The sequence below is a fragment of the Candidatus Pelagibacter sp. PS_06 genome (assembly GCF_059418045.1).
This window is the reverse complement of record NZ_CM182078.1, coordinates 1,311,458-1,332,640: the sequence shown is the minus strand read 5'-3', so window position 1 is coordinate 1,332,640 and position 21,183 is coordinate 1,311,458. Positions and strand designations below refer to the sequence as shown.

Annotated in this window: 21 protein-coding genes; 9 read left to right on the top strand and 12 right to left on the bottom strand. The window is 27.8% G+C overall.

Going from position 1 to position 21,183, the window contains the following annotated elements; all coding sequences use genetic code 11:
• The first annotated feature begins 1 nt into the window (after window position 1).
• Both AC5SLZ_RS06920 and AC5SLZ_RS06915 read left to right on the top strand, forming a co-directional pair.
• On the top strand, window positions 2–931 hold the full coding sequence (locus AC5SLZ_RS06920; RefSeq protein WP_494615569.1) for an adenosine kinase: 930 nt from the start codon (window positions 2–4) through the stop codon (window positions 929–931).
• 35 nt (window positions 932–966) lie between these two features.
• Window positions 967–1,569: a TIGR02466 family protein gene (locus tag AC5SLZ_RS06915; protein WP_494615568.1), complete on the top strand. Its 603-nt coding sequence runs from the start codon at window positions 967–969 to the stop codon at window positions 1,567–1,569.
• Window positions 1,570–1,670: 101 nt separating this feature from the next.
• Here the strand turns inward: AC5SLZ_RS06915 and AC5SLZ_RS06910 are convergent, their stop codons facing one another.
• Window positions 1,671–2,168, bottom strand: coding sequence for a winged helix-turn-helix domain-containing protein (locus tag AC5SLZ_RS06910; protein ID WP_494615566.1), 498 nt, complete (start codon window positions 2,166–2,168; stop codon window positions 1,671–1,673).
• A 78-nt stretch (window positions 2,169–2,246) separates the two neighbouring features.
• Between AC5SLZ_RS06910 and AC5SLZ_RS06905 the strand changes: the two genes are divergently transcribed.
• Complete coding sequence (locus AC5SLZ_RS06905) at window positions 2,247–2,741, top strand: L,D-transpeptidase family protein (RefSeq protein WP_494615565.1); 495 nt, start codon at window positions 2,247–2,249, stop codon at window positions 2,739–2,741.
• Here AC5SLZ_RS06905 and AC5SLZ_RS06900 read toward each other — a convergent pair.
• Window positions 2,738–3,397, bottom strand: a complete 660-nt coding sequence (locus AC5SLZ_RS06900) for a YggS family pyridoxal phosphate-dependent enzyme (RefSeq protein WP_494615563.1) — start codon at window positions 3,395–3,397, stop codon at window positions 2,738–2,740. The two genes, AC5SLZ_RS06905 and AC5SLZ_RS06900, sit on opposite strands and share 4 nt — an antisense overlap.
• On the opposite strand from AC5SLZ_RS06900, the gene AC5SLZ_RS06895 reads away from it, so the two are divergent.
• On the top strand, window positions 3,392–3,922 hold the full coding sequence (locus AC5SLZ_RS06895; RefSeq protein WP_494615561.1) for a thiamine phosphate synthase: 531 nt from the start codon (window positions 3,392–3,394) through the stop codon (window positions 3,920–3,922). The genes AC5SLZ_RS06900 and AC5SLZ_RS06895 overlap by 6 nt on opposite strands.
• 51 nt (window positions 3,923–3,973) lie before the next feature.
• Here AC5SLZ_RS06895 and AC5SLZ_RS06890 read toward each other — a convergent pair whose 3' ends face one another.
• Window positions 3,974–4,945, bottom strand: a complete 972-nt coding sequence (locus AC5SLZ_RS06890; RefSeq protein ID WP_494615560.1) for a porin — start codon at window positions 4,943–4,945, stop codon at window positions 3,974–3,976.
• A gap of 197 nt (window positions 4,946–5,142) precedes the next feature.
• Here AC5SLZ_RS06890 and AC5SLZ_RS06885 point away from each other — a divergent pair, with 197 nt between their 5' ends.
• The 4 genes from AC5SLZ_RS06885 to holA are packed head-to-tail and all read left to right on the top strand — an operon-like array spanning window position 5,143 to window position 9,723.
• Window positions 5,143–5,703 (top strand): DUF3576 domain-containing protein, encoded by a 561-nt coding sequence (locus AC5SLZ_RS06885; protein ID WP_494615559.1) that lies wholly within the window; start codon window positions 5,143–5,145, stop codon window positions 5,701–5,703.
• 42 nt (window positions 5,704–5,745) lie between these two features.
• Complete coding sequence (gene leuS / locus AC5SLZ_RS06880) at window positions 5,746–8,280, top strand: leucine--tRNA ligase (protein WP_494615558.1); 2,535 nt, start codon at window positions 5,746–5,748, stop codon at window positions 8,278–8,280.
• A gap of 1 nt (window position 8,281) precedes the next feature.
• Window positions 8,282–8,731 (top strand): hypothetical protein, encoded by a 450-nt coding sequence (locus tag AC5SLZ_RS06875; RefSeq protein WP_494615556.1) that lies wholly within the window; start codon window positions 8,282–8,284, stop codon window positions 8,729–8,731.
• Entirely contained in the window at window positions 8,731–9,723 is a 993-nt protein-coding gene (gene holA, locus AC5SLZ_RS06870; RefSeq protein ID WP_494615555.1) for a DNA polymerase III subunit delta, read from the top strand. The genes AC5SLZ_RS06875 and holA overlap by 1 nt, the downstream gene beginning before the upstream one ends.
• On the opposite strand, the gene AC5SLZ_RS06865 is transcribed toward holA, so the two are convergent.
• The 5 genes from AC5SLZ_RS06865 to mnmE all read right to left on the bottom strand — a co-directional run bounded on the left by AC5SLZ_RS06865 (window position 9,713) and on the right by mnmE (window position 15,334).
• The gene (locus AC5SLZ_RS06865; RefSeq protein WP_494615554.1) at window positions 9,713–10,555 is read right to left on the bottom strand and encodes a ParB/RepB/Spo0J family partition protein; all 843 of its coding nucleotides are present in this window, start codon (window positions 10,553–10,555) and stop codon (window positions 9,713–9,715) included. The two genes, holA and AC5SLZ_RS06865, sit on opposite strands and share 11 nt — an antisense overlap.
• A complete protein-coding gene (locus AC5SLZ_RS06860) occupies window positions 10,555–11,349 on the bottom strand; it encodes a ParA family protein (protein WP_494615552.1) in 795 nt (264 codons plus the stop codon). Before AC5SLZ_RS06860 ends, AC5SLZ_RS06865 begins: the two co-directional genes overlap by 1 nt.
• Complete coding sequence (locus AC5SLZ_RS06855) at window positions 11,331–12,014, bottom strand: 16S rRNA (guanine(527)-N(7))-methyltransferase RsmG (RefSeq protein ID WP_494615551.1); 684 nt, start codon at window positions 12,012–12,014, stop codon at window positions 11,331–11,333. Before AC5SLZ_RS06855 ends, AC5SLZ_RS06860 begins: the two co-directional genes overlap by 19 nt.
• Window positions 12,014–13,885, bottom strand: coding sequence for a tRNA uridine-5-carboxymethylaminomethyl(34) synthesis enzyme MnmG (gene mnmG / locus AC5SLZ_RS06850; protein ID WP_494615550.1), 1,872 nt, complete (start codon window positions 13,883–13,885; stop codon window positions 12,014–12,016). The genes AC5SLZ_RS06855 and mnmG overlap by 1 nt, the downstream gene beginning before the upstream one ends.
• Before the next feature lie 117 nt (window positions 13,886–14,002).
• A complete protein-coding gene (mnmE, locus tag AC5SLZ_RS06845) occupies window positions 14,003–15,334 on the bottom strand; it encodes a tRNA uridine-5-carboxymethylaminomethyl(34) synthesis GTPase MnmE (RefSeq protein WP_494615548.1) in 1,332 nt (443 codons plus the stop codon).
• A gap of 78 nt (window positions 15,335–15,412) precedes the next feature.
• Between mnmE and AC5SLZ_RS06840 the strand changes: the two genes are divergently transcribed.
• Complete coding sequence (locus AC5SLZ_RS06840) at window positions 15,413–17,341, top strand: tetratricopeptide repeat protein (RefSeq protein WP_494615546.1); 1,929 nt, start codon at window positions 15,413–15,415, stop codon at window positions 17,339–17,341.
• A 43-nt stretch (window positions 17,342–17,384) separates the two neighbouring features.
• On the opposite strand, the gene rho is transcribed toward AC5SLZ_RS06840, so the two are convergent.
• From rho to hemE, 4 genes are all read right to left on the bottom strand, one after another.
• Window positions 17,385–18,653, bottom strand: a complete 1,269-nt coding sequence (rho, locus tag AC5SLZ_RS06835; protein WP_028036101.1) for a transcription termination factor Rho — start codon at window positions 18,651–18,653, stop codon at window positions 17,385–17,387.
• 63 nt (window positions 18,654–18,716) lie between these two features.
• Window positions 18,717–19,151 carry a protoporphyrinogen oxidase HemJ gene (gene hemJ, locus AC5SLZ_RS06830; RefSeq protein ID WP_494615545.1) on the bottom strand — a complete coding sequence of 145 codons (435 nt, stop codon included), beginning with the start codon at window positions 19,149–19,151 and terminating at the stop codon, window positions 18,717–18,719.
• Entirely contained in the window at window positions 19,144–20,178 is a 1,035-nt protein-coding gene (hemH, locus tag AC5SLZ_RS06825; RefSeq protein ID WP_494615544.1) for a ferrochelatase, read from the bottom strand. The genes hemJ and hemH overlap by 8 nt, the downstream gene beginning before the upstream one ends.
• On the bottom strand, window positions 20,178–21,179 hold the full coding sequence (gene hemE / locus AC5SLZ_RS06820; protein WP_494615543.1) for a uroporphyrinogen decarboxylase: 1,002 nt from the start codon (window positions 21,177–21,179) through the stop codon (window positions 20,178–20,180). Before hemE ends, hemH begins: the two co-directional genes overlap by 1 nt.
• Between the last annotated feature and the right edge of the window lie 4 nt (window positions 21,180–21,183).

The following is a 21,183-nucleotide window of genomic DNA, read 5'->3' as shown; positions in this document are numbered from 1 at the left end:
TATGAAAATTTTAGGAATAGGAAATGCAATAGTAGATGTCATTTGTAAAGTAGATGATAGTTTTATTAATAAAAATAATCTCACAAAAAGCACAATGAAATTATTTTTTGATGAAAAAGAATTCAAAAATTTATTAACTAATCTCAAAATTGAAAAAACTATTTCTGGAGGTTCTGTAGCAAATTCCATAGTAGGATTATCACAACTTGGGGATAAAGTAGGTTTTATTGGAAAAGTTTCTGATGACAACTTTGGTAGAAAATACGAGGAAGGTTTAGCGAAAGAAAATGTAGAGTATTTTTACTCAAAAAAGAAGGAAGAATTGCCGACAGGTACTTGTCTGATATTTGTAACTCCTGATTCTGAAAGAACAATGTGTACATTTCTAGGTACAGCAGGAAAAATTAATGAAAATGATGTTAGCTCTGAAGCTATTAAAAGAAGCGAAATTATATTTTTAGAGGGTTACTTGTGGGATGAGGGAGGGCCCAAAAAAGCATTTGATAAAGCAATTAATAATGCAAATAAAGTAGCTATGTCGCTTTCTGATCTTTTTTGTGTAGATAGACATAAACCTCATTTTTTAAACTTAGTGAAAAACAAACTCGATATAACTTTTGCTAATGAGCAAGAAATTACGTCATTAATTGATGCAAAGAATTTTAACGAAGTTATAGATTTTTCAAAACAACTTAATAAATTAGTAGTTGTAACTCGAGGTGAAAAAGGAGCGGTTGCGATTAATGGTGAAGAAATTTTTGAATGTGATGTTAAAAAAAATCTTGAAATTGTTGACCTTACAGGTGCTGGTGATTTATTCGCTTCTGGGTTTCTACATGGAATAATTAATAAAATGAGTATTAAAGAATGCTTAATAAAGGGAACTGAATTATCCTCAAAAATTATACAAAAAATTGGAGCTAGAATATAATTTGAATTAGTTCCAAAAAATAATATATTTAAATAATGATTGAAAATGAAATTTTAAAACTTTTCCCAGATCCAGTTTTAAAATATAAATTGGATGACTATAAAAATTTTAATAAAGATTTAGAAAAATATATTTATAATTTGTATGAAAAGGATAAAAAAGGTTTAGAAAGATCAAATAGAGGTGGATGGCATTCTGAAAATTTTAACCTTTTAGAACAAGACTCTATACAAAAAAAATTTGCAATAAAAGTTCAGGAATACGTTTTAAATTGTTTTCAGAATATGGGGTGGAAAATTAAAGATAAAAATATAAGAATTAAAGAAATGTGGGCAATAATTAATAAAAAAGAAAATTTTAATGTCATACATATACATCCTAACTGTTACTTAAGTTCAGCTTATTATGTGAAAGCTTCAAAAGATTGTGGAGAATTTATTGCTGAAAACCCAAATTTAGCAAAAAGATATGTTTACCCTGAAATTGTAAATAAAAATGAATTAAATGTTGAAACAGCCAGAATAAATATTGAAGAAGGTGACCTACTACTCTTTCCAAGTTATTTACCTCACAAAGTAGGTAAAAATAAGTCGGGCGACGATAGAATAGTAATAAGTTTCAATGTAGATATAATATAGATTGAGATTTTTTAATCTCTTAAAACTACCTTTGCTTTTTTGGTTTTATAAACATTTATTTAAATTTTTTTGTAAAAAAGTCTTTAGTCATTAGATTTTTCTTATTTGATTTGATAACCATTTTTTTTACTAACAATAAAATCATTATCACCAAAAGTATTTAAAAATTTTTTTCTTAATCGATAAATATGAGTTTCAACCGTGTGAGTTTCTATATGAGATTGATAGCTCCATACCATTTTTTGCAACTCTTCAACACCAACTGGTTTGTGTGAATTGGATAAGTAAGTAATTGTATTGATTTCTTTTTCAGTTAATTTAAGTTTTGTTTCTTGTTTTAATATCTCCCTTGAGTTTAAATCTATCGTATATGTTTTAACTTTAACTTGAGATTGACTGTTAAATTGAAGTTTTAAAAACTCAATATTTATTTTTTCTATCAATTTAAAAATTTTAATTGGTTTATTTTCTAAAACAAATTGATTACTAAATTCTGAATATTTTTTATTGGATACAATTAAATAATTATTTAAATTTTTTACTTCATTCCTTAAAGAATTCTCATTATCAATAAAACTGATCTTGAAGTTCAGATTCAAACTAAGTTCTTCAAGAATATGATATAATGGGATAAACTTATATATTATTAAATTCTGCGTACTCATAGAAAATAGAATATGACAATTTTAATTAAAAATAAACACACACTTCAAATGGATCAATTTAAATTCAGATGTTGTATTGGAAAAAGAGGATTAACAACAAATAAAAAAGAAGGGGATAAAAGAACACCAAAAGGTACTTTTGGAATTGAAAATCTTTATTATAGGAAAGATCGTTTAGAAAAACCATTAACTTCTCTCAAATGTATTGAAATTAAAAAAGATATGGGTTGGTGTGATGATATTTATTTACCAAAAAAATATAACAAACTCATTAAAATAGAAAAAAAGATCAAACATGAAAAGCTAAAGAGAAAAGATCATAAGTATGATTTACTAATTCCAATAAAATATAACTTCAAAAAACCTATTTCTGATTTAGGAAGCTGTATATTTATTCACTTAACCAAAGATTATAAACCCACCGCTGGGTGTATTGCTTTAAAGAAAAAAGATTTTTTGATTATGATTAAATTAATTAAAAAAAACTCAAAAATAAAAATTTTTTAAATCCTCTTACCAAAAATACTCGAACCAATTCTTACATACGTTGAAAAATATTTCGTAGCTATAAGAAAATCTGAAGACATCCCCATGCTTAATTCATTTAGATCTAAAGTCTTATTCAATTTATTCATCTCATCAAAATAGCCTTCTGGATCGATATTTGCTGGAGGAATACACATCAGTCCAATTAAATCTAAACCAATCTCCTTACAGTATGAGACTAGTTGGTTAATATCAGTTTTGTTGATACCTGATTTTTGGTTTTCATCACCAATATTAACTTGTAAAAATATTTTAATTTTTTTATTTATCTTATTTTGTTCATCCGCGATTTTTTTGGCAAGCTTTTGACTATCTACTGAATGGATATAATCAAATATTTGAACAGCAAATTTCACCTTATTTGTTTGTAATTTACCAATCATATGTAATTTTATATTTGAATTTGTTTTTTTAATTTCTGTCCATTTTTCAAATGCTTCCTGGACTTTGTTTTCACCATAATCTACATGGCCATGGTCTATAAGTGGCAAAATTTTATCGATTTTAAAAGTTTTAGACACTGCAATAATTTTAGGATTATTATTAATATTTAATTTATTAAGATGAATATTAATACTATTCTCAATATCTAATAAATTTTTTACAGTACTATGCATACAAAAATAATCAGTAAATATTACTTTATAAATAAATTTGATACAAATAATATCGATAAACAAGACAAGCAAACTATTATTATCTATAGAAATTATTCTTCAAACAGAAAAAGTGAAGATCTAATTTTAAAAATTAAAAATCATTGTAAAAAAAGAAGAGTAAAATTTTATGTATCTAATAACATAAAACTTGCAATTAAACTTGGTTTAGATGGGGCATACATTCCTTCTTTTAATAAAGATACAAAACACTTGGCTTACTCTTATAAAAAAAAATTTGATATCATTGGATCTGCACACAACCTTAAAGAAATAAGAATAAAGGAAAAACAGGGGGTTAAAAAAATTTTTTTGTCTTCTTTATTTAAAAAAAACAAAAATTTTTTAGGAATTAATAAATTTAAAATACTTTCAAATTTAACCAAAAAAAGTATTGTTGCTTTAGGTGGAATTTCCAAAAGTAATCTGAAAATCCTTAGTTTTTTAGATCATTCAGATTTTGCAGGTATGTCTTATTTTGAATAAAAAAAAGGCCCCTAAAAAGGGGCCCTTTTAATTATTTAAATCTAAATTAAATTAGAATGCAAATGAAAGACCTACGTTCCATTTTGACTGCTCAGTTAGAGTAGCCCCTGTAACGTTATCAGCATTTGTTTGACTTACAGTAGCTGTTAAACCACCTGAAGTGTATGATACTGAAATTTGGTCGAACTCTTCGTCAGTAGCTTGACCAGTTGTTTCATGAGTTTCAGATCCGTAAGAAACTGAAAGTTCATCACTTACTGTGTAAGAGATTTTGTAAGAACTTTGTTCCTCATTAGCAGTTGAACCAGTTATATCATAGTCATTCATAGACATAGCGGCTGTAACTGGACCAAAAGCGTATGAAGCTTTATAAGTTGTTACTTCTCTTCCACCTGTACCGGCAGTAGTATCTCCAACTTCACCAACACCATAACTTACTGATAAACCTTCAACACCAGTATAAGTTAAAGCATAACCGATAGTTCCTTCTTCACCAGCTGAACTTCCATTGTAAGAAGTTACTACACCTAAACCATCAACCATAGACGGTAAAGTCCAAGTTAAAGTTTTAGTACCAGCACTTGCATTTGTAGCAGCTGTGTAACCTGTGAATGTATTATCCCAGATATCACCAGCAGCTGTAGTGTCTATAGTGTTTTGCGCACTTGAAGCACCTTCACCAGCAAATACAACTGATCCCATTGCATCTGAAGATATAGTGATTGAGTGTGAATCAAATGGACCACCTGTTCCTGCAGCAGTAGTAGCAGCCTCAGCATCTACAGTGTTATCACCTTGGTCTAAGATGAAAGATAAAGCTACATTCATACCATTATCCATTTCACCAGAACCAGTGAAAGTTAATTGGTTACCCATAGCCATTGTTTTACCACCGTCAGTACCAGCATGGTTACTCATTCTTAATGAAGCAGAACCAGCAACTGATATTTCACCAGCGTATACTGAAGTAGCTACTAAAGAACCTGCTAATGCAGTAAGTCCTATTTTTTTAAAGTTGTTCATATTAATTACTCCTTATTGTTTAATTGTTATTATTAATAATAAACGCAGTATATTTACCATTTAGAAGTCAAATTTTGTTATAAATTGATTATTTCACTAAAAAAATTCAAATGTGTTGTATTTTTACATCAATTTTTTTAATAAATTTGTATAAAATTACTAATCTCTAGAAATTTATGATGTATAAGCAAGAAAAAATGAATTCAAAATACTATTTAATCAAAATCATTAAAATCTTAAGTTTTTTAACTTTATTTGGTTTTTTACAGTATGGCTGTAATGGAAAACTTCCTGGTGGTGACGCTAGAAAGTTTCCAGATGATCCAAAACTACGAATTAAAAAAAATCTTGAAGAAGGGCGTGGATTTAAAATAAATGATATGCTCAAATCAGGATCTAAAGCAGGAGTGTTTGAATTTGCAAGCTCGAACAAACTTTGGAGAGCTTCTCTGGATGTAATTGATTTTATGCCACTTGCTTCAGTAAATTATAGTGGAGGGATTATCATTACAGATTGGTACACAAATGAAAGAAGTCAAAATGAAAGTATAAAAATTTCTATTCGTTTTCTTACTAACGAAATTAGATCAGATGCTTTGAATATTAAGATTTTCACAAGAAAATGTAAAGAGAGTTTAATTAACTGTAAATATATTGATACCAATAAATCGTTAGTTGCTGAACTTAAAAAAGAGATATTAAAAAGAGCAACCAATTATCAAATAGAAGAAAAAGAGAATAAGAAGAAAAAAAAATAGGTATATTTTAAATCATAGTGGTCATAATAAATAATTAATTTTGTGGAAAGATATAATTTTAAAGAAATAGAATCTAAATGGCAAAATATTTGGGATAAAGAAAAAAAATTCTCAACTAGAGTAGATAAAAATAAAAAGAAATTTTACTGCCTCGAAATGTTTCCATATCCATCTGGAAAAATTCATATGGGGCATGTTAGAAATTATACTATTGGCGATGTATTAGCTAGATACAAAACTTTGCAGGATTTTAATGTGCTTCACCCTATGGGATGGGACTCTTTTGGTATGCCCGCCGAAAATGCCGCTAGACAAAATAATTTAGATCCAAAGACATGGACTGAAAAAAATATTTCAGTTATGAAAAGTCAATTAAAAAAACTAGGTTTATCCATTGACTGGGATAAAGAAATATCTACTTGTTCACCTGATTATTACAAACATCAACAAGAATTTTTTTTAGAACTTTATGATAAAGGATTAGTCTACAGAAAAGAAAGTTACGTAAACTGGGACCCAGTTGATAAAACAGTCCTAGCCAATGAACAAGTAATTGATGGCAAAGGATGGCGTTCAGGTGCAATAGTTGAACGAAAAAAACTTAATCAATGGTTTTTTAAAATTACTAATTTTTCCAAGGAACTTTTAGAAAGTTTAGACAGCCTAAATAATTGGCCAAATAAAGTAAAAGTCATGCAAAAAAATTGGATTGGAAAATCATATGGTTGTGAAATTAAATTTAAAATTAAATCTGATAGAAAAATTAATGAAATAAAATGTTACACCACAAGACCAGATACTTTATTTGGAATGTCTTTTCTGGCACTATCTATTGATCACCCTATTGCAAAATTTTATTTAAATGATCCAGAATTTATTAAATTTAAGACAGAATGCTCTAAAACTGGTACTACAGAGGAGTCGATTGCAGCTGCTGAAAAACTTGGTTTTAAAACTGATTTATTGGCTGTCAATCCTTTAGATGAAAATATTAAAGTTCCCGTTTATTTTGCTAACTTTGTTTTAATGGATTACGGCCTAGGTGCTGTATTTGGTTGTCCTGCGCACGATCAAAGAGATCTAGATTTTGCTAAAAAATATAATTTAGATATTACACCAGTTGTTAGGCCTGAAAAAAATAAAGACTTTTTAATTAATGAAAAAGCTTTTACAGAATCTGGCTATTTATTTAATTCAAAATTTTTAAACGATTTAAAAGTACCAGACGAGTCTATAAATAAAGCAATAGACTACTTAGAAAAAAATAATATTGGTCAAAAAAAAATAAATTATAGATTAAAAGATTGGGGAATATCTCGTCAAAGATATTGGGGATGCCCTATTCCAATTGCCTATGACGAATACAACAATCCAGTAAAAATCCCAAAAAATATGCTTCCTGTACAACTACCAAAAATTGATCAACTTAATTCTATTGGAAATCCTCTCGATGAAATCCCAGCATGGAAAAATATTATAATTGATGGAAAAAAATACACCCGGGAAACTGATACTCTTGACACATTTGTTGATTCTTCATGGTATTTTTTAAGATTTTGCTCACCTCATAATCAAAACTACGGATTTAATATTGATGAAGTGAAATATTGGATGCCAGTAGATCAATATATTGGTGGAGTTGAACATGCAATCCTCCATCTTTTGTACTCTAGATTTTTTATGCAAGCTTTATCATATCAAAATGACACATTTGATATTAAGGAACCGTTTAGTGGTTTATTTACGCAAGGTATGGTTTGCCATGAAACATATAAAGATAAAAATAATAATTGGATAAGCCCTGATGAATTAATATCTAAAGATGGAAAAAAATTTTTAAAAGATACTGAAGAGCCTATTAAAGTAGGTCCTTCAGAATCAATGTCAAAATCAAAAAAAAATACTATCGATCCAGAAAAAATTATAAAAGACTATGGGGCTGACTCTGTGAGATTGTTTATATTGTCTGACAGTCCTCCCGAGAAGGATGTTCAGTGGTCAGATGAAGGAATAAAATCATCTTATAAATTTATTCAAAAATTATGGGTTTTGAATAAAAAAATTATTGAAGAGATCGAGGCTAAGTATCCACCTAATTCAGATAATGATTTAGAAAAAATAACTAATAAATTTCTTAAAGAGATTACTCAGAATATTGAAAATTTTTCATACAATAAAATTATTGCTAATTTTCATGAAATTTATTCATCTCTAAATAAAGTGATTTTAAATAAAATTGAAAAAGAGAAATTAATTGATAATTACAAAAAAATATTAATTGCTATGAGTCCTGTGATACCTCATTTTTCAAATGAATGTATGGTAATGTTAAACGTCAATGAGAATATATTATGGCCAAAAATAAACGAAAAATTTTTATTAGAGGAAAATATTAAATTTATAATACAGTTTAACGGCAAAACCAGAAAAATTATAATTTCAAAAAAAGGTACTGGTGAGGATTTGTTATTAAAAAAAATTAAAGAAGATAGTAAATTAAATGAGTTTTTAGATAATAAAGATATTAAAAAAAAGATATTTATCCCAAACAAACTAATTAATATAATAACTAACTAAAATGATAAAAATAAAAATTATATTCATATCTTTAATATTTTTACTAGCAAATTGTGGCTTTAGCCCAATATATGTGAAGAATACAAATAATAATTTTTCAATTGAAAATGTAATTTATAATGGGGATAGAGAACTTAATAATTTTTTAAAAACTAATTTGAACCAGTACAAGAATGAAGCGACAAATAAAAAAGTTTATATTGAAGCTATAAGTAAATATGAAAAAATCATTTTAACTAAAAACACCACAGGTAAAATAACAAACTACAAACTAATAGCAGAAGTGACTTTTTTAATAAAATCAACTGATAGAAAAATTAATATTATTGAAGAAAGAGTTATAAATACTATGAATGATAAATTCGAAGAAGCAAGAAAAGAAAAGGCTATTAAACAAAGCTTTGCTTCATCAATATCCAAAAAACTTGTGTCAGAACTAGTTATTAATTAATGATTTTAAAAAATTATGAGATTAATAAAATAAATCAAAATATTAATCATTTTATATTATTTTATGGAAAAAATGAGGGTTTAAAAAATGAAGCTCTTCATACTTTAATAAAAAATAAAAATAATATTTCAAATTATGATGAAAAAGAAATACTAGATAATGAAAATAATTTTATAGAAAGTATTTTATCTAAATCCCTTTTTGAACTAGAAAAAATTGTTGTTATTAAAAGAGCTACAGATAAAATTTTAAATATACTCCAAACTTTACAGTTTAAAAAATTAGATGAAGTCACAATTATATTAAACTCTGAAAATTTAGATAAAAAATCGAAATTAAGAAGTTTTTTTGAAAAAGAGAAAGAATTGATTTGTGTTCCTTTTTATCCTGATAATGATCAAACATTATCAAAATTAACATATAATTTTTTAAAAGATAAAAATATTTCAATTTCACCTTTGAATGTAAACTTGATTGTAAATAAATGCAGCGGAGATAGAGAAGCGCTGTTCAATGAGCTTCAAAAAATTGAGTACTTTGTTAAAAATGGGAAACGAATTAATAATGATAACATATCAAAATTAATTAATTTAAGCGAAAATCATAGTATATCGGAATTAGTTGATAATTGTCTTGCTCAAAACAAAAAGAAAATAATAAACATTTTAAACGAAAATAATTTTAGTAATGAAGACTGTATGATAATTATTAGATTTTTTCTAATAAAAGCAAAAAAATTACTTACATTATCAACAGTTTTTGAAATTAATAAAAATATAGAACTAACAATCTCCTCTGCAAAACCACCTATATTTTGGAAAGAAAAAGAGATAACAAAACAGCAGATTCAAAAATGGAATCCTAAAAATATTAAACAACTTATCTACGCAATAAGTGAAACAGAATTACAAATTAAAAAAAATATAAATAATTCAATAAATTTAATTACAGATTTTATTTTAAGCCAATCTTCAGCTGAATTTAATAGTTAGATTTGATTATATCTATAATTTTATTTAACTGATCTAGGTCTTTATACTCAAAAGAAATTTTTCCTTTATTTCTCATATTGTTTTGTATTTCTACATTTAATCCAATTTTATTGGATATTGAAAGTTCAAGAGCAATAATATTTGTATCTTTTTTGGTTTTTGATTTTTGACCTTTCTTTTTAAACAATTGAACAAATTTTTCTGCTTGTCTTACAGATAATTTTTTTTCAATAATTTTGTTCGCAACAAAAGAAGCATTTTCTAATCCAACTAAAATTTTTGCATGGCCAGCAGTTAGTTTTTGTATTTCTATTAGTTTTATAACTTGGACTGGTAGGGTTAATATTCTTAATGAATTAGTTATATAGCTCCTACTTTTACCTATAAATTTAGATACTTTTTCCTGGTCATAAGAAAATTCATCTATCAATTTTTTATAACCCTGAGCTTCTTCCAGTGGATTTAAATCATGTCTTTGAACATTTTCAACTATTGCAAATTCTAGAGATTTTAAATCATCTGCCTCAGTGATTACAACAGGAACATTGTGAATTCCTGCTCTTTGTGCAGCTAACCATCTTCGTTCACCTGCAATTATTTCAAATTTTGATTTTTCATTATTTGATTTTCTAACTATGATCGGCTGTATCACGCCTCTCTCTTTAATAGAATTTGTTAAATCTTCTAAATTTGCTTCATCAAAAATTTTTCTTGGTTGGTATTTGTTTGGTATTATGTCACTAACTGGTAATTGATTTTTTTGAACCTCTACTTTAGTTTCACCAATTAATGATGACAAACCTCTTCCAAGACCCTTTTTAATTTTTTCCATTAAGCAGCGCTTCCAATTGTTGACTCTTGATTTATAAATTCATCAGTAAAACTAAAATAAGATTTACTGCCAAGACAAGATTTGTCATAAATTAAAACTGGCATCCCATGTGAAGGTGCTTCGGACAATCTCACATTCCTTGGAATTACTGTTGAGTAAACTTTTTCATTAAAAAAATCTCTAGCTTCCTTTTCAACTTGTGAAGAAAGTTTATTTCTTTTGTCATACATGGTCAAAAGAATCCCTCGGATTTTTAAGCCTGGATTTAAATTTACTTTTACCCTTTCAATGGTTTTCATCAATTGGGTTAATCCCTCAAGAGCAAAGAATTCTGTTTGCAAGGGTACTAAGAGTGAATTGGAGCAGACAAGAGCCATAACTGTAAGAAGACTTAGGGAAGGAGGACAATCTATTATAACATAATCATATGATTGTCTAGAATCTTTTAAATAAGCGGCTAATTTAGCTTTTAATATAAAAGCTCTATTACTATCATCAGCTGTTTCAACTTCAAGTCCAGATAAATCAACATTAGAAGTAACAATATCTAAATTTTCAAACTGTGTCTTCTTGATTATATCGTTAATCTCCCTAGTTCCATTCAACACACCATAGATTGTGTCGCTTGAGTTATCTACATTAGATAATCCAAGACCTGTTGTGGCATTTCCTTGAGGATCTAAATCAATAACTAAAATTTTTTTATTTAGATTAGTTAATCCAGCTGCCAAATTTATAACCGTGGTTGTTTTTCCGACCCCACCCTTTTGATTTATTACTGAAATAATTTGCATTTAATTTTTCTTATATCTTTTTTATTTTTCTTAGTAATTTTTTTTATATTTAATAAAAATGAATCCTCATTTGTTAGACTTTTTTTTTCTATGTATTCAAAATTCCAATCATTTTTAGAATTTTCAAATATTTTTTTTCCACTCTTTCCCATAAAAAAAATTAAATTTTTATATTTTGAAAAATTTTCAAAAACTAAATCTAAAATTACCGGCATTGGCTTGAAAGCTCTTGACATTATGGTGCCTGTTTCTAAATTTTTAATTTCAAAAATATTTTTTTGAAAAATTTTTGTATTTAAATTTAGTTTCTCTGACACTTCCTCTAAAAAACGGCTTTTATGATAGCTTTTTTCATAAAGGTGCACATTCATATTTTTTTTCATGTTTTTAAGTATAATTGCAATTACAATGCCTGGCATTCCACCTCCTGAACCTAAATCTGTGGTTGTATTACAATTAAAATCAACAAAATCAATAATTTGTGCAGAATCAATAATATGACGCTCAATTATAGACTTTTTTAAAGATGATTTTTGGCTGATTATGTTGATCTTTTTATTTTTTTCAATAATCATGGATATATAGTTTTCAAAGTCCAAAAATGTTTCACGTGAAACATTTAAGTTATTAAGTTTAGAGTATGAATTTAAAATTTCTTGATCCATTAAGCTATATGCTTAATAGACTTTCTTTTAACGTGTGACAACAAAATATATACTGCAGCTGGGGTAATTCCATCAATTCTCAGTGCTTGACCCATTGTTTTCGGTCTTATTTCTTTGAATTTAGTTTTTACCTCATTTGATAATCCAGAAAGACCATCATAATTGATTTTATCAGGTATTATGAGATTTTCATCCCTTTTAAAAGCCAAAATATCAGCCTTTTGCTTTTTTAAATAACCTCTATAGTGAGCATTAATTTCAACTTGCTCATCTATTTCACTACTAAAGAAAGGTATGTCATGCCATATTTCTCTTATTTTAATCATATCAACCCCTTTTTGAGCTAATATTTCATTAGAAGATCTTAAAACCCCATCTTTTGCTATTTTTATACCAAATTTATCAGCTTTATTGGGTGATATAGTTAATTTACTCATTTTTACTTTGATTTGATTAATTTGATTAAATTTATCCAAATATAGAGCTTTTCTAACATTAGCAATTAACCCTATCTCTATTCCTTTAGCAGTTAATCTTTGATCCGCATTATCTGACCTAAGACTTAATCGATATTCTGCTCTTGATGTAAACATTCGATAAGGTTCAGCAACACCTTTAGTTACTAAATCATCAATCATTACTCCGATGTAAGCATCAGATCTATCAAGAATGAAAGGTTCTGATTTTTTAAATGATAAAGCTGCATTTATCCCAGCCATAAGACCTTGAGCTGCCGCTTCTTCATATCCTGTTGTTCCATTAATCTGTCCAGCTAGGTAAAGATTGCTAATTTTCTTAGTCTCAAGTGTTAAAAATAGTTCTCTTGGATCTATATAGTCATATTCTATGGCATAGCCAGGTCGTATAATAGATACATTCTCTAAACCATTGATATTGTTACATATTTCTTGTTGAACTTCAGATGGAAGTGATGTTGAAATACCATTTGGGTAAATTGTATGATCATTAAGCCCTTCTGGCTCTAAAAATATCTGATGCCGACCCTTATCAGCAAATTTAACAATTTTGTCTTCTATAGATGGACAGTATCTTGGTCCAACACCCTGTATACTACCAGAGTACATGGCACTCTTAGATAAATTTTTTTTAATAATTTTATGAACTTTCTCGTTAGTGTAAGTCATACGACATGAAACTTGTTTGTTAATATTTTTTTTAGTTAAGAAAGAAAAAAAATAAGGATCGTCATCAGCAAACTGTTCTTCTAAATTTTCATAATTAATTGTTCTTGAGTCAAGTCGTGGAGGGGTTCCTGTTTTTAATCTTCCTATTTTAAAATTATACTTTTTTAATTGTTCGCTTAATCCCGTTGAAGGTTTCTCATCATATCTTCCAGCAGGTGTTCTTTCATCACCTATATGTATCAAACCATTTAAAAAAGTCCCCGTTGTTAGAATTAGCTTAGAACATAGAACCTTTTTACCTTCTTTAGTTATAAAGCCATTTATTGTATTTTTATTAAAAATAAACTCTGTTACAGGATCAGCAAAAATGCTTAAATTACAGTAATTTGCAAGTTTTTTTTGCATATATTTACGATATAATGATCTATCTGATTGAGTTCTTGGTCCTCTTACAGCTGGACCTCTACTTCTGTTTAATAATCTAAATTGAATACCTGATTTGTCTGCAACCTCACCCATGACACCATCTAGAGCATCAATTTCTCTTACCAAATGACCTTTACCCAAACCCCCTATTGCTGGGTTACATGACATCTCCCCAATTGTTTCTATCTTATGAGTGAATAGGGCAGTGTTAACATCTAGTCTTGCAGACGCTGCGGCTGCTTCACATCCTGCATGACCGCCACCTATTACCACAACATCAAATGATAAATTGTTTTTCATAAGCTAAATTTATAACTGATTATTATATTTACAAGGGTCGTATAGTTTTGACTAAATAAACTTTAATTATTAACGTTTTTGCAAAAAAAAGAGTACAAAAACAAGGAAAATAGATTATTATTTGCCTATACAAAAATCGTTAAAAATACTACCTAATATCTCCTCAACATCAACTTTTCCAACAATCATACCAAGATGTCTAGTGGCTAACCTTAAATCTTCTGCAGCTTTATCAAAATCTTCAGCTTCATTTTTTTTATTAAAATTATTGAGATGCTCTGAACATTGTTTTAAATGTTGTCTGTGTCGTTCTCTTGTAATTAAAATATCATCATTTGTTATAAATTTATTTTTTAAATTATTTTTTATTTTTAAAATTAATTCATCTATGTTTAGATTTTCTTTGATCGAAATTAATACATGATTTAATTTTTTGATTTCAGAATCAATTTCTCCATCTAAGAGATCCGATTTATTTATTACTAAGATTGCATTTTCATCTAACAAACCCTTTAAAACATCAGTAAAGTCGGTGTTTTTTGCATCAACAACAACCAACTTCAAATCTGCTTCTTCAGCCCTACTTAAAGATAATTTAATACCTTTTTTTTCAATTTCATTTTTAGACTCTCTTATACCTGCGGTGTCAGAAACTATTACGGGATAACCATCAATATTAAGATGCGTTTCTATTACGTCTCTTGTCGTCCCTGCAATCTCTGAAACTATTGCAACATCTCTGTTTGATAAATAATTTAAGAGGCTAGATTTTCCAGCATTAGTGGGTCCGAGAATTGCAATCTTAAAACCCTCTCTAATTCTTTCTCCAACTTTTTGATCGTTTAAAATTTTTTGAATGTTAATTAAAACTTCATCTGAGTTTTTTTTAATTTCTTTTAAAATATTATTTGGTAAATCTTCATCTGGAAAATCTATTTTAGCTTCAACATTTGATAAAATTTTTAAAAGTTTTTCTCTTAGAAGATTAAATTGATCAGCAGATTTTCCATTCATTATTTTAATTGCTTGCTGTCTTTGAATTTCTGTTTCCGAGGAGATTAAATCTGCAATACTCTCGGCCTTAAGTAAGTTTATTTTTCCATTTTGAAAGGCAAGTTTTGTGAACTCGCCTGGTTCTGCTAAACGACAATTTTGAATATCTGAAATAGAAGCATGAATAGCGTCGATTACAGCCTTGCTTCCATGTACCTGTATTTCAGCCATATCTTCACCTGTGTAGCTCTCAGGGCCTGGAAACCACAGTATTATACCTTCATCAATTAGCTCAGAAGTATGGACTTTGTTTATATTTCTGAGCGTTGCTACCCTTGGTTTAGGAACACTTTTACCAGTTAATAATTCAATTGCTTTAGACGTTTCTTGTCCTGAAATTCTTATAACAGCAATTCCGGATACTCCTGGACCGCTTGATAATGCATAAATAGTCATAAATATTTTATAAATATACACCTTACATGAACGAATAAATATTATAAATTTGTTAGTTAATACAATTTTAAAAATATTATGAAATCAGACGAACTATTATTCGATGAAGCTAAAAAACTTCACATAAATGGGGAAATTAAAAATGCTCAAGTAATATATTTACAATTATTGAAAAAAAATTCAAACAATAGCAACTTGCTATTTCTTCTAGCCACTACATGCGTGCAATTAAATGATTACCAGAAAGGAAAAGATTTTATAAATAAATCGCTTAAAATTAATAGTAATTTTCCAGAAAGCTATAATGGTAGAGGAATAATTTTTGCAGAAGAAGGTAATTATCTAAAAGCTATCAAAGATTATGATAAAGCATTATCTTTAAGACAAAATTATTTTGATGCTAACTTAAATAAAGCAGTAGCTTTAAAAGAAATTTCTGAATTCAATGAGTCAATAAAATATTTTGAAATTTGTATTAGATTAAGACCAAATGATTTTAAAATTTATAATAATTTGGGAAATTTATACAGAAAATTAAAAAAATATAATACTGCCCACAAATCTTATACCCAAGCTATAAAGTTAAATCAAAATTTTGCTGAAGCTTATAGTAATAGGGGTGATCTACTAGAATCTTACTTAAATCAATTTGAAAAAGCGATTGAGGATTACGATAATGTTTTAAGAATAAATAAAAATTTTAATTACATTAAAGGAAAAAAGTTGCATGCTAAAATGATTTTGAATGATTGGAAAGATTACAATAGTGAAATAGAAGTTATAAAAAATGATATAAAAAACCAAAAAAAAACAATCTACCCTTTTCCTCACATGTCACTAATTGATGACCCAGAGCAACAAAAAATTATCACAGAACTTTATTTAGATAATAATAATTTAGTTACAACAAAGCAGGAAATTAAATTTAAAAGTGATAAAATAATCATTGGATATTTTTCAGCTGAATTTCATAATCATCCAGTAATGCATTTAATGTTAGATGTTTTCAAAAATCACAATAAATCTGAATTTGAAATTTATGGATTTAGTATTGGTCCTTCAAAAGATGGATGGACTGAAAGAGTTAAAAAATATTTTGATAAATTTATTGATGCATCCAACATGTCAGACATTGAAATAAAATCATTAAGCAAAAAACTTAAATTAGATATTGCTGTTAACTTAACTGGCCTTACATTCAATGCTAGATACAGTATTTTCTTTAACAAGCTAGCCACCAAGCAAATAAACTATTTAGGTTACCCTGGCACAATGGGAACAAAATGCTTTGATTATATCATTGCAGATAAAATTGTTATACCCGAGGAAAATAAAAAATATTTTTCAGAAAAAGTAATATATTTGCCGAACTGCTATCAAGCAAATCAGGAAAAAATTGAAATTTCTAATAAAAATTTAAATAAAAAAGATTTTGGCCTACCTGAAGATAAATTTATTTTTGGATGCTTCAATAACAGTTACAAAATAACTCCTTTAATTTTTGAAAGTTGGATGAACATTTTAAAAAAATGTGAGTCTAGTGTTTTGTGGCTATTACAAGATAAAGAATTAGGGAGAAGAAATTTGTTAAAGGAGGCTGAGATACAAGGAGTAAATAAAGAAAGGATAATTTTTGCTGAAAAGGTTCTAGTTAAAGAACATTTAAAAAGACTTGAATTAATAGACTTATTTCTTGATACGTTTCCTTACAATGCTCATACAACTGCTAGCGAAGCCATTAGAGCGGGAATTCCTATTTTAACTTTAAAAGGGAAATCTTTTCCTTCAAGAGTTGCTAGCAGTATTTTGACAAACGTTGGTCTAGAAAACTTGATTGTCTCAAATTTAAAAGACTATGAAACAAAAGCTATATCTCTAGCAAAAAACTATGAAGAGATTGAAATTTTAAAAAACCACTTAGCTCAGGAGAAAAACTTAAGTAAATTGTTTGATAGTAAAGTTTTCACTAAAGATTTAGAGAAAATCTATAAGAAAATAATAAATTAATTATTTTATTTTTAATAACTAATCTTAAACAGAATAATATTTTCTAAGCAGGTTTATTCATAGAATTAAAAAACTCTGCATTGTTTTTAGTGTCTTTTAATTTTGAATTGATAAATTCGATTGCATCCATAGTCCCCATTGGAGCAATTATTCTTCGAAGAACATTCATTTTTTGTAGGTCATTTTTATCAAATAATAATTCTTCTCTTCTTGTTCCAGATTTCGTTATATCAATTGCGGGATAAATTCTTTTGTCAGCTATTTTTCTATCAAGGACAGTTTCGCTATTTCCTGTTCCTTTGAATTCTTCAAAAATTACTTCATCCATTCTGCTACCAGTATCGATTAATGCAGTTGAGATAATTGTTAAAGATCCACCTTCTTCAATATTTCTTGCTGCTCCAAAAAATCTTTTTGGTCTTTGAAGTGCATTCGCATCCACACCACCAGTTAAAACTTTACCAGAACTAGGAATAACAGCATTGTAAGCTCTTCCCAATCTTGTAATTGAGTCCAGTAAAATAACTACGTCTTTTTTATTTTCTGTTAATCTTTTTGCTTTTTCAATAACCATTTCGGCTACAGCAACGTGTCTTTGTGCTGGCTCATCAAAGGTAGAACTAATTACTTCTCCTTTTACAGATCTTTGCATATCGGTAACTTCTTCTGGTCTTTCATCGATCAATAAAACCATCAAATAACTTTTTGGATAATTTTTAGCAATTGAATTTGCTATACTTTGTAAGATCATTGTCTTACCAGCTTTTGGTGGAGAAATAATTATTGATCTTTGACCTTTTCCAATTGGACTTACAAGGTCGATTAGTCTTGGGGTTAAATCAGGTTTTTTTTCAATTTTCGTTGTCTCTACTTCCATAACCATTTGTTCATCTGGATATAATGGAGTTAGGTTTTCGAATGCAATTTTGTGTCTTGCCTTTTCTGGTTCTTCAAAATTAATTTTACTAACTTGAAGTAATGCAAAATATCTTTCGCCTTCTTTTGGGGCTCTAACTGGTCCTTCTACAGTATCTCCGGTTCTTAAACCAAATTTTCTAATTTGACTTGGGCTAACATAAATATCATCTGGTCCTGGCAAATAGTTTGACTCCATTGCTCTTAAAAAACCAAATCCATCTTGTAATAACTGTAAAACACCCGCTCCAGTAATTTCTTCTTTCTCTGCAACTTTTTTTAAGATAGCAAAAAGAATTTCTTGTTTTCTTAAGGTGCTAGCATTCTCAATACCAAGTTCTTCGGCTTGTGTAATAAGTTGTTCAGAGGATTTTAATTTCAATTCTTGGATGTTCATGATTTAAATTATTGAGGATTGATAGGAAAAATCAATATACATGTTACAAGTGAAATTTCAACCTTAGATTGGCTTAAAAATCACTAGAAATACTGTAAAAATAAGTATTATTGTAGGAACTTCGTTAATGATCCTAAAAAATTTTGAAGATTTGGTGTTTAAATCATTTTTTAAAGATACAAGGCATTTTCCTAGGTAATCATTATAGGCCGATAACAAAATAATTAGAATAATTTTTATTTGCATCCAAAGTTGAGAGAATATTTCAATCCCATTTAAATAAATTAAAATTAAACCAAAAATCCAAGTGAAAATCATCGCAGGTCGCATGATGTAATAGAAAAGCTTTTTTTCCATTACTTCAAAAATGTCTGTAACTTCTTTTTTTTCTTTGTTCTCAACATGGTAAACAAAAATTCTTGGAAGATATAAAAGACCAGCCATCCACGAGACTACAGCTATCAAATGTAAGCTTTTAAATAATAAATAACTATTCACGATTTAAGCATGGACATTTAGTAAATTGATTGGGACATCTTATTTTTGGAGGAAAAAGTTTTCCATCAAAATTATAATTCTGTTTTTTAATAATTAAATTGGACATCGCTTTTATATAATTTTCATTTACTCCTAACGCTGGTACTCTAGTATAATATTTACATCCATTTTTATCAGCCAATTCTTTATATTCTATATCTAATTCTACTAAAGTTTCTGAATGCTCAGATACAAATGCTATTGGGACTAGCACAATATGTTTCTCTAACTTTGAATTTTCTATAATTACATCTTCTGTAGATGGACCAATCCATTTTAAGGGTCCAACACGACTTTGGTAGCTTAATATCCAATCTAAATCTTTAATTTTTAAAGAATTAACAATTTTATTAACCGATTGTTCTACTTGCCACTGATAGGGATCACCTTTTATAATATTTTTTTCTGGTAAACCGTGAGCAGAAAATATTAGTTTAAAATTTTCTAAATTGTTTATTTTTTTTAAAATTTCTTCTTTATGTGCCAATATAAAATTGTCATCTGTTGGATAGCAGCAGATTGTGCTTGTTTTAATTTTAAGATTGTTTTTTTTACAAATATCTTTCCATTCTTTAATTGAAGATCCCGATGTAGCAGCAGAATATTGTGGGTATAAAGGCATTAATATAATTTCATCCGGATTAAAATTTCTAACCTTTTTTACAACTTCCTCAGCTCTTGGGTGCCAACACCTCATTACAACAAAGCATTCATACTCTGAATTCTGATCATTATTATTAAGTTCTAACTCAAGAGCATTAGATTGTTCTTCTGTTAATTTTAAAATAGGAGAAGAACCACCAAGTTCTTGGTATATTTTTTTTGCAGTTGGTGCCCTTCTATTAGAAATTAATTTAGCTAAAGGATATCTAAAAATAGTAGGTATATTCAATATCGCAGGATCATTAAAAAGATTGAATAAAAATGGTTCCACATTTTCTAATTTGTCAGGTCCCCCTAAATTAAAAAGAATTACCGCCTTTTTCATTAATAGCTTTTTACAGTGTTAACTAAAAACTCAAACATATTAGGATCTGTTTCGGGTAAAACACCATGACCCAAATTAAAAATATAAGGATGATCTTTAAATAGATCTAAGTATTTAGTTGCTTCTTTTTTTAATGTTTCTTTATCAGAAAGTAATATTTTAGGATCAAGTCCTCCTTGAACTGGTATCTTAATATCTCTTAAAATTTTTTTTGGATCAATATTATAATCAATACCTACAGCATCTGGTTTAACAATCTCACAGAATTCTTTATAATTTTTAATCTCTCTAGGAAAACAAATAACCGGTGTATTTAAAGATTTAACATAATTAACAATATTTAAAGTTGGAGAGTAAACATAGTTAGGTAAATCTTTTTCTTCTAATAAACCTGCCCAACTATCAAAAATTTGTATTATATCTGCGCCGTTATCAATTTGGTTTTTAATATGTATTTTTAGAAACTTTTCTAAAATTAATAAAATCCTATTTATTAGAAAATTATCTTTAAAAAAATTCTCTTTTAGTTTTTTTTTAGGAGATTGTTGATTAATAATATACACCAATAAAGTCCAAGGAGCTCCAACAAAACCTATTGTGTTTTTACCTTTCGTAATTTCATGTGTGCTTACTTTATTGATTGTTTTATAAACTGGGTAAACCTTTTGGACAAAATCAATTTCATCTAATTTTGACATTTCATTTATATTCAACTCACCAAGTTTTGGACCAAAACCTTTCTCAAATTCAACTTTTTGATTTAACCCATATGGCAACATTAAGATATCTGAAAAAATTATTGCAGCATCTAAATTAAATCTTTTTAAAGGTTGTAAGGTAATTTCTGAGGATAAATTTTCATTTAAACATAAATTTATAAAGTTGGGATTTAATTTTCTTATATCTCTAAATTCAGGCAGATATCTTCCAGCCTGTCTCATTATCCAGATTGGATTTATCTTTGTATTTTTATTTATTATTACTTCGTGTAGAGGAGTCATATTA

Excerpts from the sequence above, each read along its gene's own strand:
- hemE (WP_494615543.1), bottom strand. The coding sequence starts at position 21,179 with ATGACTCCTCTACACGAAGTAATAATAAATAAAAATACAAAGATAAAT.
- AC5SLZ_RS06860 (WP_494615552.1), bottom strand. The coding sequence starts at position 11,349 with ATGCAAATTATTTCAGTAATAAATCAAAAGGGTGGGGTCGGAAAAACA.
- mnmE (WP_494615548.1), bottom strand. The coding sequence starts at position 15,334 with ATGACTATTTATGCATTATCAAGCGGTCCAGGAGTATCCGGAATTGCT.
- AC5SLZ_RS06900 (WP_494615563.1), bottom strand. The coding sequence starts at position 3,397 with ATGCATAGTACTGTAAAAAATTTATTAGATATTGAGAATAGTATTAAT.
- AC5SLZ_RS06915 (WP_494615568.1), top strand. The coding sequence starts at position 967 with ATGATTGAAAATGAAATTTTAAAACTTTTCCCAGATCCAGTTTTAAAA.
- AC5SLZ_RS06895 (WP_494615561.1), top strand. The coding sequence starts at position 3,392 with ATGCATACAAAAATAATCAGTAAATATTACTTTATAAATAAATTTGAT.
- AC5SLZ_RS06890 (WP_494615560.1), bottom strand. The coding sequence starts at position 4,945 with ATGAACAACTTTAAAAAAATAGGACTTACTGCATTAGCAGGTTCTTTA.
- AC5SLZ_RS06875 (WP_494615556.1), top strand. The coding sequence starts at position 8,282 with ATGATAAAAATAAAAATTATATTCATATCTTTAATATTTTTACTAGCA.
- rho (WP_028036101.1), bottom strand. The coding sequence starts at position 18,653 with ATGAACATCCAAGAATTGAAATTAAAATCCTCTGAACAACTTATTACA.
- hemH (WP_494615544.1), bottom strand. The coding sequence starts at position 20,178 with ATGAAAAAGGCGGTAATTCTTTTTAATTTAGGGGGACCTGACAAATTA.
- mnmG (WP_494615550.1), bottom strand. The coding sequence starts at position 13,885 with ATGAAAAACAATTTATCATTTGATGTTGTGGTAATAGGTGGCGGTCAT.
- AC5SLZ_RS06865 (WP_494615554.1), bottom strand. The coding sequence starts at position 10,555 with ATGGAAAAAATTAAAAAGGGTCTTGGAAGAGGTTTGTCATCATTAATT.
- holA (WP_494615555.1), top strand. The coding sequence starts at position 8,731 with ATGATTTTAAAAAATTATGAGATTAATAAAATAAATCAAAATATTAAT.
- AC5SLZ_RS06855 (WP_494615551.1), bottom strand. The coding sequence starts at position 12,014 with ATGGATCAAGAAATTTTAAATTCATACTCTAAACTTAATAACTTAAAT.
- AC5SLZ_RS06905 (WP_494615565.1), top strand. The coding sequence starts at position 2,247 with ATGACAATTTTAATTAAAAATAAACACACACTTCAAATGGATCAATTT.
- AC5SLZ_RS06840 (WP_494615546.1), top strand. The coding sequence starts at position 15,413 with ATGAAATCAGACGAACTATTATTCGATGAAGCTAAAAAACTTCACATA.
- AC5SLZ_RS06885 (WP_494615559.1), top strand. The coding sequence starts at position 5,143 with ATGAATTCAAAATACTATTTAATCAAAATCATTAAAATCTTAAGTTTT.
- AC5SLZ_RS06920 (WP_494615569.1), top strand. The coding sequence starts at position 2 with ATGAAAATTTTAGGAATAGGAAATGCAATAGTAGATGTCATTTGTAAA.